The organism is Limnobacter olei (genome assembly GCF_029087225.1).
GTDB lineage: Bacteria > Pseudomonadota > Gammaproteobacteria > Burkholderiales > Burkholderiaceae_B > Limnobacter > Limnobacter olei.
Map to the genome: position 1 here is coordinate 179017 of NZ_JARFJD010000007.1, position 13822 is coordinate 192838.

At 51.4% G+C, this 13822-nt stretch carries 8 protein-coding genes and 1 pseudogene; 5 read left to right on the forward strand and 4 right to left on the reverse strand.

Annotated features, from left to right (window positions below; genetic code table 11):
• Window positions 1-19: 19 nt before the first annotated feature.
• On the reverse strand, window positions 20-1204 hold the full coding sequence (gene dapC, locus PY990_RS05965; protein ID WP_275270841.1) for a succinyldiaminopimelate transaminase: 1185 nt from the start codon (window positions 1202-1204) through the stop codon (window positions 20-22).
• 27 nt (window positions 1205-1231) lie between these two features.
• Window positions 1232-1651, reverse strand: coding sequence for a preQ(1) synthase (gene queF, locus PY990_RS05970; protein ID WP_105029129.1), 420 nt, complete (start codon window positions 1649-1651; stop codon window positions 1232-1234).
• A 194-nt stretch (window positions 1652-1845) separates the two neighbouring features.
• On the opposite strand from queF, the gene smc reads away from it, so the two are divergent.
• From smc to PY990_RS05995, 5 genes are all read left to right on the forward strand, one after another.
• Complete coding sequence (smc, locus tag PY990_RS05975; protein WP_275270842.1) at window positions 1846-5373, forward strand: chromosome segregation protein SMC; 3528 nt, start codon at window positions 1846-1848, stop codon at window positions 5371-5373.
• Entirely contained in the window at window positions 5370-6452 is a 1083-nt protein-coding gene (locus PY990_RS05980) for a hypothetical protein (RefSeq protein WP_275270843.1), read from the forward strand. The genes smc and PY990_RS05980 overlap by 4 nt, the downstream gene beginning before the upstream one ends.
• Window positions 6453-6526: 74 nt before the next feature.
• The gene (gene ligA, locus PY990_RS05985) at window positions 6527-8521 is read left to right on the forward strand and encodes an NAD-dependent DNA ligase LigA (protein ID WP_413789504.1); all 1995 of its coding nucleotides are present in this window, start codon (window positions 6527-6529) and stop codon (window positions 8519-8521) included.
• Between the two features lie 79 nt (window positions 8522-8600).
• On the forward strand, window positions 8601-9476 hold the full coding sequence (galU, locus tag PY990_RS05990; protein WP_008252567.1) for a UTP--glucose-1-phosphate uridylyltransferase GalU: 876 nt from the start codon (window positions 8601-8603) through the stop codon (window positions 9474-9476).
• A 3-nt stretch (window positions 9477-9479) separates the two neighbouring features.
• Complete coding sequence (locus PY990_RS05995; protein ID WP_275270845.1) at window positions 9480-10226, forward strand: S-methyl-5'-thioinosine phosphorylase; 747 nt, start codon at window positions 9480-9482, stop codon at window positions 10224-10226.
• A gap of 27 nt (window positions 10227-10253) precedes the next feature.
• Here PY990_RS05995 and PY990_RS06000 read toward each other — a convergent pair whose 3' ends face one another.
• Both PY990_RS06000 and map read right to left on the reverse strand, forming a co-directional pair.
• Window positions 10254-12815 (reverse strand): [protein-PII] uridylyltransferase, encoded by a 2562-nt coding sequence (locus PY990_RS06000; protein WP_413789505.1) that lies wholly within the window; start codon window positions 12813-12815, stop codon window positions 10254-10256.
• Window positions 12816-12864: 49 nt separating this feature from the next.
• Window positions 12865-13686: pseudogene (gene map, locus PY990_RS06005) on the reverse strand (type I methionyl aminopeptidase); the annotation flags it as partial.
• Between the last annotated feature and the right edge of the window lie 136 nt (window positions 13687-13822).

Sequence of the window (13822 nt, forward strand, 5' to 3'; positions counted from 1 at the left end):
CCTGTGTCAGAGATTGTTTTTAAATTTGTTGTGCGATTCGATTGGCGGCTTCATTGCATTCGGCCAGGCTGGCCACCAGCGCAATTCTCACATGGTTGCTACCGGGGTTAAAACCATTCACCTCACGACCCAAAAAGCTTCCGGGCAACAGGGTAACATGGGCTTGCTCAAATAGCCTCTTGGCGAATGCGGTGTCGCTTTGCCCCACATCAGCCCAAAAATAAAAGCCGGCGGGTGGAATGTGCAGATCAAGCTTGCCTTCAAGAATGGCGCTGAAGGCTTTGAACTTCTCGGTGTACAAGCGGCGGTTCTCGGCAACGTGTTCTTCATCGTTCCAGGCCGCCACGCTGGCCATTTGTATGGTGGTCGACATGGCAGAACCATGGTAGGTGCGGTAGCGAAGAAATGCCTTGATCAGGTCTGCATCGCCCGCTACATAACCAGAACGAAGCCCAGGTGCGTTAGAGCGCTTGGAGAGGCTGGAAAACACAATCAAGTTGTTGTAATCCGATCGGCCAAGCCGGCTTGCTGCTTCAAGCCCGCCGATGGGGGCTGCGGTGCCATCAAGGTAAATTTCTGAATAACACTCGTCCGAGGCGATGACAATGTTGTACTCGTCAGCCAAATCAAACAGCTTTTGCCAATCCTCAAGTGAATAGACCGCACCAGTAGGGTTGTTCGGGGAACACACATACATCAGCTTTGTCTTGGCCAATACATCGGGGCTGAGTGCGTGAAAATTTGACAATCCACTGGCCGGATCAATGTTCACAAACACAGGGCTTGCGCCACCTAAAAAAGTGGCGCCTTCGTAAATTTGATAGAAGGGGTTTGGAAAAACCACGTGGCTGTCGTTCTCACAACCATCCAATACCACCTGTGCGAAAGAAAACAAAGCCTCACGCGAGCCCAGAATCGGCAAAACCTGAGTTTCCGGGTCGACCAAGGCATCAAAACGGCGCAGTATCCAGTCAGAAATTGCTTTTCTCAACACCGGCAAACCTTGTGTGCCCGGGTAAACCGACAAGCCATCGAGGTTATCGATCAATGCCTGCTTGATCAGCGCAGGCGTAGGGTGCTTGGGCTCACCAATGGACAGATTGACGTGGGCCAGGCCACCTGTGTGCTGGCTGCCCGCGAACAATGCCCGAAGGCGTTCAAATGGATAAGGCTGAAGTTTGTCGAGGTTTTTCAATCGGTTCACCGGAATTGCTGTTTCGCTGCGCGCTTTTTAGCCACGAGTGGGGTTCATGGTTGAAATGGAATCCAGTTCAACTTTCGGCAAGGGCTGAAAGCCTGAATGGCGGTGTTCAGCCACCACCGTGGTGTATACACCACCCCGAACATACCATTTCGCAGTTAGTTTCATGTAGCGGGGATCGGTTGCGGCCACCAGGTCGTCCAGAATCTTGTTGGTTACAGCCTCGTGGAAAGCACCTTCCTCTCTGTAACTCCACATGTACATTTTCAGGCTTTTCAGTTCTACGTTCTTCTGGTTGGGCAGGTAGTCGATCACCAAAGTGGCGAAGTCTGGCTGCCCGGTCAAAGGACAAAGACATGTAAATTCAGGTACTTCGATGTGAACGTGGTAGGGCCGATCCGGGTTCGGGTTCGGGAAAGTCTGTAAATCGCGGCTGGGTTTGTTACTCATAATTCTCTCGTGGGGCTCTTTAGCCTGTTGTGGCCTTTGGCCTTTGTGGCGTTAAACAACTCAATCATCCTGCCAACTAAGGGCGGGGGCCCGGCGTAAAGCGCGAAGGCTTTGCTATTATAAGGTCAGCGGGTTTTCAAGTTCCCGTGGGTTGAAGTTTTTATTCGTTCTATTGGTCTCATTTCCACTTCATCGTGCGATTAACTCACATTCGTTTAGCTGGCTTTAAGTCATTTGTTGAACCAACGTCCTTTGCCGTGCCCAGTAATTTGGTGGGTGTGGTGGGTCCGAACGGCTGTGGCAAATCCAACATTATCGACGCAGTACGCTGGGTACTGGGTGAATCCAAGGCGTCGGAGTTGCGTGGCGAATCCATGCAAGACGTCATCTTCAATGGCTCCACCAACCGCAAAGCGGCCTCGCGTGCCAGCGTAGAGCTGGTGTTTGATAACGCAGAAGGCAGGGCAGGCGGAAGCTGGAACCAATATTCCGAAATTTCAGTTAAACGCGTGCTCACACGCGATGGCGCTTCAACCTATTACATCAACCAGCAGGCGGTTCGCCGCCGCGATGTCCAGGATATTTTCCTGGGTACAGGTCTTGGGCCACGCGCCTATGCCATTATCGGGCAGGGCATGATTGCCCGTATTATTGAAGCCCGCCCGGAAGAATTGCGCATTTTTCTGGAAGAGGCCGCAGGTGTATCGAAATACAAGGAACGCCGCCGGGAAACCGGCAATCGTTTGGCCGACACACGCGACAACCTCACCCGTATCGAAGATATTCTTCGCGAATTGACGAGCCAGATTGAGCGACTGGAGCAGCAAGCCACTGTGGCGCGGCAGTTCAAGGAACTTGAAGAGGCTAAAAATACAAAGCAGCGCATGCTTTGGTACATACGCTATTCCGAGGCGTTAGAGCAGAAAAATACAGGCCAGGCCAAGCTTGAACGTGCCAAAGCTGATCTTGAGGCCATTCAAAGCAAATCGATTAGCACCCAAACTGAACTTTTCGCTGTGCGTGAAAAGCAGGTGGATGCCCAGCAACAGCTTGAAAACGACCAAACCCAATGGATTGAATCCAACAGGCAAGTAAGCCGTCTTGAAGCTGATTTGCGCGTGATGGCTGAATCACGTGCACGCCTGGGTACCCGAGTGGCCGAGCTTGAACTTGAAATTCAAAACTGGACCGTTCGGGAAGAAGACGCGAAGGCACGATTGGAAGAAATCAGTGGTTCTACTGAAGAACAGCAAGCCGAGCTGGAAGAGAGGATCATCGCGCTTGAAGAAGCTGAGCTGGCAGTTGAGCCTGTGGAGTTGGCCTTGCAGGCTGCGCGATCCGCTGTAGACCAAAAACGCGCCGGTGTCATGCAAATACAGCAGGCACTTGGTCAGGTTTCCTCTCAACAAGAATCAGCCAGCCGTGCCGAAAACACGATTCAAGTGAAATTGGATCGGCTTGAAAGCGAAAAGCAGCAAATTGCAGCACCTTCGGTACACGAAATGGACGAAGTCCAATCTCGGGTTCATTCCCTTGAACGGGAGCTTGACGATGCCACCGGCAACCTTGCTGAATTTGAAAGCAAGTTGGCTGCTGGCAGTGCCGAACTTGATCATGTTCAATCGGCATTCAATACTGAGCGGGACAAGCATGCCAACGCGCAGGCGCAATTGCAGGCACTTGAGAAATTAAACGAGCAACTTGCCGAAAGCGCTGAGTTAAAGCCCTGGGTTGAAAGCAGTGGCCTTGGCGATACACCACGCTTATTGGGCAAGTTACAAGTGGAGCGAGGCTGGGAAAGGGCACTTGAATCGGCGCTGCGGGAGTCGCTTGACAGCTTTCAGGTACGAACGCTTGACATGGTTGAGGGCTTTGCCAAACAGCCACCCCCCGCACGCGTGGCTTTCATGGAATCGGCGAGTCAGGGCGGTGGTTCAAACCTTTCTGTTGGCCCGGAAGACCTGGCCAGCTTGGTGCGCAGCAACGACTCTGCCATTCAGCAATCTTTGATTCAATCACTGGCTGGGTACCTCTTGGCCCCCGATTTGCAAGCCGCACTGGCGAAACGAAAAACCCTGAAGCCAGGCCAGCGGATCTTCACGCCACAAGGGCATTGTGTCAGCGCCACAGGGGTGTCTTTTTATGCGGCAGACAATGCGCAAAGCGGTCGGCTTGAGCGCCAGCAGCAAATAGAAGCCCTGCGTACAGAAGTGCGCGCGCTAGACATGTTGAAAAATGAATCCATGGCCAAGCGCGACCAACTGCAATTGCGCACTGGTGAAATGAAAGCCCATGTGGTGCAAGCGCGTCAACTGGTTGAAAGTTTGACCAAGCGACTGCATGAAGCCCAGGTACAACTGATTCGCTTGCAAGAGCAGCAAAGCAGGGCCGATAGCCGCCGTGAACAGATTGGTTTAGACCTGGCTTTGTTGCAAAGCGAACTGGAAGAACAGCGGGCAATTTTGCTTGAATCGGAAGACAAGTACGCCGAACTGGATGAGCAGCTTGCCGTCGCCAGCGATGCGCTCGAAAGCCAGAAAGACAAAGTGACTGAAGCAGAACAGGCGCTGCGCGACAAGCAGGTGCAGGTGCAGAATGCGCTGCGTAAAAAGCAGGATGCAGAATTCAATATTCGTAATCAGGAATCTCGCCAACGAGAATGTGAACGAGACATTGCTTTTGCAAGCAGTCAAATTCAGCAAATTCAGCAACGCAAACAATTGGCGCTGGCTGAACTTGAGGGGCTTTCTGAAACTGAAGGTCAGGAAGCATTGCAGGCTGCGTTGGAAGAGCGCGTAATTGCAGAAGAAAAAGTGGCAGTTTCTCGTGATGCGCTTGAACAAATCATGGCGAGGGTATCCGAGCTTGAACGTGCGGAAAAAGAAAGTGACAAGCAGGCTGATCCCCTGCGGGATGCGGTTCAAGACCTCGCATTAAAAATTCAAGCCGCTGAACTCACCATCGAACAATACAAGAATTTGATGGACGAAGTGCAGGCCGATGTAAACGAATTGGGTCAGCAATTCGTTGCCATGGATGTACCTCCGAAAGCATCAGTGCTTCAAGCCGAAGTAACCCGCCTTACCAACGGCATGCAAGAGTTGGGAGCAGTGAACCTGGCTGCGCTGGATGAACTGGCTGCTGCAACAGAGAGAAAATCATTCCTTGACCAACAGGCCGGCGACCTGATTGAAGCCATGGAAACCCTTGAGGATGCGATCCGCAAAATTGACAAAGAAACACGCGACCTTCTCTCCGAAACTTTTGGTGTGGTTAACGGACATTTCTCGCGCCTCTTTCCCAAGTTGTTCGGTGGCGGCGAGGCGCGCTTGGTCATGACTGGCGATGAAATTCTGGATGCAGGCGTGCAGGTATTTGCCCAACCCCCCGGCAAGAAAAACGGCACCATCCATCTCTTGTCGGGTGGCGAGAAGGCACTAACGGCCACGGCACTGGTTTTCGCAATTTTTGAGTTGAATCCTGCACCGTTCTGCTTGCTCGACGAAGTTGATGCACCGCTGGACGATGCGAACACCGAGCGTTTCACCCGCTTGGTCAAACAAATGTCTGAACAAACCCAGTTTTTGTTCATTTCCCACAATAAAATCGCCATGGAAATGGCGCAGCAGTTGATCGGCGTCACGATGCAGGAGAAAGGTGTTTCCCGCATTGTTGCTGTTGATCTGGCGGCTGCAGAAAAAATGGCAACGGAAACCGTATGAACGACCTACAACTTACCCTGCTGATTGTTGGAGGTGGTGGCATTGCTGCCATGATCGCCTACAACTGGTGGCAAGATTATCGACTGCGCAAACAAGCCAGCGAACGTTTTGGCGAAACTGATCAAGACCCGCTGTTGAATACGGGCTCAGTCAAATCCAGCTATGAGCGTACAGAGCCCGGGTTCTCGGGATCACAAGAGTTTGACTCTTCCCCTGAATTGGATGAAACGGACGGAGAAGCCGACTTTAATGCGCACCGCACTGACAGCCATTTGCAAAATGAACCGCAAATGACAATCGACAAACGCCTGTTTGCAGATTTCATCATCCGTTTCGACGAAGAAAAGGATGCCAACACCTGGAAGGCCCTGATCGACGGGTTGGAGCAAATCAATCGCAAGCGAATTATTTATTCTGCCAGCCCAGACGCCGCTGAAAACGCTGATACGTTATGGTTCAAGGCATGCCCCTATAGGGGCACCGCAAAATCCTTGAAAGCCAGTGTTCAAATTGCCAACCGCAAGGGTCCGCTCAGCTCAATCGAATTTTCTGAAGTGCTTGGAAAATTCAGGCGATTTGCTGAAGACCAGAATGCGGATATTGAATTTCCCGAGATGAAGGAAGTGGTGGCCAAAGCCGAAACGCTGGACCAAGCCGCGGCTGCTTTGGATACCTTGCTCGGTCTGCATTGCCTGTTACCTGAAACCGTACAGGAAAGCACCGCAGTCGACATGCTTGCTGTGGCAGGTTGGGTACAAAAAGGCCACCAGTGGTTTCTCAATGATGAATCTGGCACCCTGGCCAGCATGGTAATTCACAATGCACCCGGCAAACGCCTGTTGAGCTTTAGTATTGATGTGCCCAATTCAGCTGAACCTATTAAAGCTTTGGGCGATATTGTCACCGTATGCCATGGCATGAATGAAAAATTTGGTGCACCGCTAATGGACGATTCTGGCCGAACCTTGAGCACTCAAGCCATTGAGGGCATCTACAACCAGCTGATTGAACGGGTTCGTAATTTGACCGATTCTGGCTTCAAGCCAGGTGCACCTGTAGCTCGCATTTTGTTTTCATGACCAATCTGGATTTGTTTGACAGCAATGGCAGTGGAGACAAATCCGATGAGCGGGACGACTCTCCAAACGCGGCAATGCGCGGCCTGATTGACCTGCTGAACCGCTGGGAACATGCCTACTATGTGCTGGATGCACCTGAAGTGCCGGACTCGGAATATGACCGGGTTTATCAGGCACTTCAACAACTCGAAAACAGCCACCCCGACCTGATTCAGAGTGACTCCCCCACACAACGCGTTGGTGGCAAACCCGCGGATGGCTTCGAGCAGGTTAAGCACCGCGTACCCATGCTGTCGCTTGGCAATGCCTTTGAGGACAGCGACGTGCTTGCCTTCGATCGACGGGTCAAGGAACTGGCTGACCTGCCGATAGACACCACAATTGCTTACGCCGTTGATCCAAAATTTGACGGATTGGCTATCTCAATTCATTACAAAAACGGCATTTTCCAACAAGCGATTACTCGCGGCGACGGCACGGTTGGTGAAGACGTATCTACCAATGTAAAAACCATTCGAAGCTTGCCTCTGAAATTAAAGGGAAGCAAGGTGCCTGAGCATTTAGAAGTGCGTGGCGAAATTTTCATGTTCAAGAAAGATTTCGCACAGATGAATGAGAGGCAAGCGGAACTTGGCCTGAAAGTTTTTGCAAATCCACGCAATGCTGCAGCTGGCACCATTCGCCAACTCGACCCCAAAATAGCGGCAAGTCGACCGCTGCGGTTTTACTGCTATGGTGCGGCGCTTGAACGGGATCAGTTGCGTGAACTAAAAAGTCAATCCGCCATGATGCAATGGCTGGCTGGAATGGGCCTGCCTGTTTCAGAACTTAGCCAAACCGCCTTGGGTGCCGAAGGCTTGTTGACCTTCTACCGCAGCGTGGGCGAGCGCCGCAGCACATTGCCTTTTGAAATTGACGGTGTAGTTTACAAGGTAGATTCTTTTGACCTTCAAGATCAACTTGGTTATGTGGCCAAAGCGCCGCGTTTCGCAGTGGCCCATAAATTTCCGCCCGATGAAGTGCTCAGCCGCCTGCTGAACATTGAAGTACAAGTGGGCCGTACAGGGTCGATTACTCCGGTTGCAAAACTCGAACCCGTGAAAGTGGGTGGTGTGGTTGTATCGTCTGCCACCCTGCACAATCTTGATGAAATTCAGCGCAAGGATTTGCGGGTAGGTGACCAGGTTTTGGTTCGCCGTGCCGGCGATGTAATTCCCGAGGTGTTGCCTTTCCCGGGCAACCAGCGTCGCGCGGGAAGCTGCGCCTTTGTCATGCCGACACACTGCCCAATTTGCAATTCACTGGTTCAAAAAGAAGAGGGCGAAGCCGCCTTCCGGTGCACAGGCGGCTTGGTTTGCAAGGCCCAGCTTACGCAGTCGATTATTCATTTTGCGCATCGGCGTGCCATCGACATTGAGGGCCTGGGTAGCAAACTGGTTGAAGTTCTGGTTGACAAGGAATGGGTAAAAACCCCTGCAGACCTGTTTCGCCTCGAATTTGATGCCTTGGTTCAGCTTGAGCGCATGGGAGAAAAATCGGTACGCAACCTGCTGGACAGCATCGAAAAGGCCAAGCAAACCACATTCGGCAGGTTTTTGTTCGGCTTGGGAATACGGCATGTTGGCGAGGCCACGGCCCGTGATTTAGCAGCCCATTTCAAGAATGTGGATCGGCTGATGAGCGCCACAATTGAAGAACTGCTTGAGGTCAACGATGTTGGCCCTGTAGTGGCCGAATCCATAAGGCAATTTTTCGATGAACCTGCCAATCAACAGGTTGTACGCGAATTGATCTCACTGGGACTTGCCTGGCCAACCGAAGACACTCAAACAGCCGACGAGTCACATCCTTTCTTTGGGAAAACCTTTGTGCTAACCGGCACGCTTGGCCAATACAGCCGGGATGAAGCTGGCGCATTGATCGTCGCGCGGGGTGGGAAAGTAACAGGCTCGGTGTCCAAAAAGACAGATTACTTGTTGGCCGGGGAGGCCGCTGGCAGCAAACTGGACAAAGCCGCAGCCTTGGGCGTGACTGTACTTGATGAAAGTACATTTCAAGGTATGCTTTAAGCGAGAAAATTGAACAGAAAACGTTATTGTGTTGACTATTTTTTTATTTCTTCATTAATGGATTACGGAGCGAGCAATCATGACCCGAGTTAGAAAAGCTGTGTTTCCTGTTGCGGGTATGGGCACCCGATTTTTGCCTGCCACCAAAGCCAGCCCAAAAGAAATGATGCCTGTGGTGGACAAGCCACTGATTCAATACGCGGTTGAAGAGGCGCTTGAAGCGGGTTTGAGTGAACTGGTGTTTATCACAGGTCGAAGCAAGCGTTCCATTGAAGATCATTTCGACAAGGCCTATGAGCTTGAGGCTGAACTGCAGGCCCGCGGCAAAACCGCACTGCTTGAAATAGTGAAAAATATTGTACCCAGCCATGTGAACTGTATTTACATTCGGCAAATGGAACCTTTGGGACTTGGCCATGCTGTGCTGTGCGCAGAGCCCGTTGTTGGTACAGAGCCATTCGCTGTGCTGTTGGCAGACGACCTGATGGACGTAGACAAAGGCACCCCCTCTGTGACCCATCAAATGGTGAAGGTGTTTGAACGCGAACATGCCAGCGTATTGGCTGTGCAGGAAGTTGATCCCTCTGAAACCAAATCGTACGGTATCGTGTCCAGTACACCCTGGAACAATCGCTCCGAGCGGGTTAATGCCATTGTTGAAAAACCCGACCCCAAAGACGCACCAACCAACCTGGCGGTTGTGGGCCGCTACGTACTGAATTCTCAAATTTTTGATCACATCCGGAAAACGGGCAAAGGCGCTGGCGGAGAAATTCAGCTGACTGACGGTATTGCTTCACTGCTTGAAGATCAACCCGTGTTGGCTTACCGCTTCACGGGAACCCGCTTCGACTGCGGCTCGAAAATGGGTTACCTGAAAGCCACGGTGGAACTGGGCCTGAAACACCACGAGGTGGCTGCAGAATTTGCTCAATACCTTAAAGACAGGAAGTAAGCCATGTATGCAGTGTTGGGAGGCAGTGGTTTAAGCCAATTGCCGGGTTTTGAAATTACCATGCGCAAGGTTCAGCGAACACCCTACGGTGAACCCTCTGGCGCACTTACAATCGGCATGCTGGCGGGCCACGAAATTGTTTTTCTGGCACGCCATGGCTATGGGCATACTATTGCCCCCCATCAAATCAACTACAGGGCCAATATTTGGGCCTTGTCGCAACTCAACATCGACGGTATTTTGTCCGTAGCCTCTGTGGGTGGAATTCGCCCTGATTTGAAACCAGGGCAGCTGGTGGTTCCTGATCAAATTCTGGACTACACACACGGGCGCAATGCCACATTTTTCGAAGGCGACAACCAAGCAGTACGACACATCGACTTCACATGGCCGTATGACCAGGCGCTTCGCGCTTCATTGTGCCTTGCAGCCGATGCCATTGGTGAGCAAGTGGTGCAGGGCGGCTGTTATGCCTGTACACAGGGGCCTCGCCTGGAAACTGCGGCGGAAGTGAAGCGCTTGGCGCGAGATGGTGCCGACATTGTCGGTATGACCGGCATGCCAGAAGCCAGCCTGGCCCGCGAGCTTGAAATACCGTATGCGCACCTTGCTTTGGTGGTCAACCAGGCTGCAGGAGTGGGAGAAAGCGCTCAGGAAATTTCTCATGCCCAGATCAGCAAGACCGTTCACGAAGGAATGGGACGGGTCATGGGAATTATCAAATCGATGGTACAGCTGCACGACGAATGAAAGGGCAAATCAGCCCTTTCATTGTGTTTAAATTGAAAGCAACTCGAGTAGCTCAGCTTCCAGCTGAATTTGAAGCTTCCCGGAATTCAAAGACTGCCCGTACAGCAAAAAGGTATCTTCGGCCCTTTCGCCCAAAGTCATGATTTTGGCGGTTTGTACGTTGACCTTGTATTGGGCCAACAATCGCGTAATCGAGTAAAGCAGTCCTGTTCTATCGGTGGCAGATACGGTCAACAAATATTGGTTGCCTTTCTCATCTGGTTTCAAATCCACAGAAGGGCGCACAGGAAAGTGCCTGGATTGCCTGGACATTCGCCCAAAAACCGGTGGCTCAAGCGGTTGACGCTTGATTAGCCTGTCCTGAAGCTCTGCTTCGAGCAGCGACAGGGTTTCACGGTAAAACTCATGATGACTGTCGTGCTGAATCAGGAAAGAATCAAGGGCGTAACCATGCGAGGTGGTGTGAATTTTCGCATCCAGAATGCTCAAGTTCTTGGAATCAAAATATCCACAAATACGCGCAAACAGGTCCATTTCATCGCGGGTGTACACCAGCAATTCCAGGCCTTCACCAATCGGCGACAGACGTGCTTTCACAATCGGCTGCTCTGTATCTACGCGCCAGTATAGATGCCTCGTGTGCCAGGCAATGTCGCTAGGCCCTTGCCTGAGAAAGTAGGACACATCAAGCTGGGCCCACAATTTGTCCTGAACATCATCGGAAAGCGCATACAGGCGCAAAATTCGGCGCGCCTCCGCCTGCTGCTCGGCTAGCATCTGCCGGCGGTTGGGCGCCTCGCCACCCAAATACTTCAATGTCAGGCGGTAAAGGTCTTCCAGCAGTTTGCCTTTCCATGCATTCCACACTTTTGGGCTGGTGCCACGAATGTCGGCCACCGTCAGCAAGTAAAGCGCCGTCAGGTTGCGAGGAGTTTTTACAAGCGCAGCAAATTCCTTTAGCACTTCAACATCTGACAAATCTTTTTTCTGGGCTGTATTCGACATGGTCAGGTGATGCTTCACCAGAAAAGCCACCAAATCAGTGTTCTCCTGGTTCAATCCGTGATCTTTGCAGAATTTGCGGGCGTCCACTTCGCCCAGCACACTGTGATCACCACCCCTGCCTTTGGCCACGTCGTGAAACAGGGCGGCCACGTACAACAACCAATGGTCATCAAAGTTGGCCATCAATTGGCTGCAGTAGGGATACTCGTGGGCGTGTTCTGCCATCGTGAATCGACGCAAATTACGCACCACGGTCAGAATATGTTGGTCTACCGTGTACACGTGAAACAGGTCATGCTGCATTTGACCCACAATTTTCCGAAAAACCGGCAGGTACCTTCCCAATACGCTGGTTTCGTTCATGCGCCGCAACTCATGAACGATGCCTTGCGGTTGTTTGAAAAACTCGATGAACAAAGCCTTGTTGACCGGGTTTTTCCTGAAATCACTGTTGATTTTGACCCGGCTGTGCCACAACTGGCGCAACATTCTCGCGCTCATGCCTTTTAATCGCGGATTCTGTTGCATCACGATAAAGGCGCGAAGCATCGCGGATGGGTTTCTGGCAAATACTTCGTCGTCCCGAATATCGAGCAGAGAATCTGTTTCCTGAAACTCATCATCAATTACCACGGGCTCTGCATTGGAGCCGAAAATCGACAGCTCAATATTTTGGAGCAAAATAGTGTTCAGCTGCATGACGGCCTTGGCAGCCAAATAATACTGCTGCATCAGCTGTTCGCTTGATCGTTTCGCAGCAGTAGGACGGTAACCCAAAGACTCCGCCAACTGGGTTTGAACGTCATACACAAGCCGGTCTTCCCGGCGGCCAGTGGTGACATGCAATTGATATCTGATTTTCTTGAGTGTTCGTTCGTTGTTTCTTAACTTTGCAGCTTCAAACGGTGTGATCAACCCTTTTTTGGCCATTTCAGCCCAACTGTTGCCCAAGTTGGCTGCTCGGCAAACCCATAAAATGACATGCAGGTCTCGAAGTCCGCCTGGACTTTCCTTGCAATTCGGTTCAAGGCTGTATGGTGTCTCCTGATACTTGGCATGGCGCTGCCGAAGTTCCAGGGTTTTTTTTCGAAAGAAGGTTTTTACTTCAAGTAGTTTGTGAAGAGTAGAATTCAGCGCCTTGAAGTTACTGAAATTTCCAGCCAAAAATCGAGATTCTACAAGCGCAGTCTGAACGGTAATGTCTTTGCCGGCTTCCTCAACGCATTGCTGGGGTGTTCTAACGCTGTGGCCAATTTCAAGGCCAATGTCCCAGCCCGAACCACAAAAGGTTTCAAGCTTCTCGGTGTTGATCTCGTCCGGTTCCTGATCAATCAGGATCAACACATCCACATCGGAAAATGGAAACAACTCGCCCCTTCCATAGCCACCCACAGCAACCAGGCTGTATTGCTTTGGCATGCCAATGGCATTCCAGAGGGCAACCAGAGCCTCATCCACACAAATACAGCGCTTTCTCAGAACAGCTTCCACCGCAGATGCAGGTGTGTTCTGGTCAAAAGGTGTAAGCCATTGATGGGCTCGGCTTTTCAACTGGGTTTTGATGCTCACCCGCACCGCGTTCAGGTCAAGTGCGGCAGATTTGTCAGCCATGGTCGCCGGTTTGTAGCTCAATTCAAGCCGCCTGTGTTTTCAAACGAGGATTCGCTGGCGTGCCAGCAGACTGAGTTAAAATTTCATAGCCATCGGCGGTCACCAAAACTGTGTGTTCCCACTGTGCGGACAAACTGTGGTCTTTGGTCACAATGGTCCAGCCATCCGGCATTTCCTTGATCTCCCGGCGGCCCGCGTTCAGCATGGGCTCAATGGTGAAAATCATGCCTTCTTGCAGCCTCACACCTGTACCAGGCTTGCCATAGTGCAACACTTGGGGTTCTTCATGAAACTTCGTGCCAATGCCATGGCCACAAAATTCACGAACTACCGAGTAGCCGAAGCCTTCGGCAAACTTTTGAATGGCCGCACCCACATCGCCAAGCGTGGCACCTGGTCGCACTTGCTCAATGCCGATCCACATCGCCTCGAAGGTAATCTCGCACAACCGCCTTGCAGCAAGCGAACCCTCGCCAACGATAAACATGCGACTGGTATCACCGTGATAACCGTCTTTAATGACAGTGATGTCAATGTTGATGATGTCGCCGTTCTTCAGCTTTTTAGGGCCAGGCACACCGTGACAAATTTGATGATTGACCGACGTACAAATTGATTTGGGGTAGGGCGTGTAGCCTGGTGGCGCGTAATTCAATGGGGCGGGTATTGTCCCCTGCACATTCACCATGTAATCGTGGCAAAGTTTGTCGAGTTCTTCGGTAGTAATGCCAGCGACCACGTGTGGGCCGATAAAATCCAGCACTTCCGAGGCCAAACGGCCAGCAACACGCATTTTTTCAATGTCGTGCTCGTTTTTAATCACAATATCCATGGTTTTGTTTAATTCCTGCTTGAGCTAACGTATTTTAACCGAGTATAATCTTTGGCTGCTCTGGCGCTACAGCTAACTGACTCAGTTAATCAACTTAGTTAGTTGACGCTTAAGAGTAAATTTAATGGTTTGTGCGACAGGGTGCTAG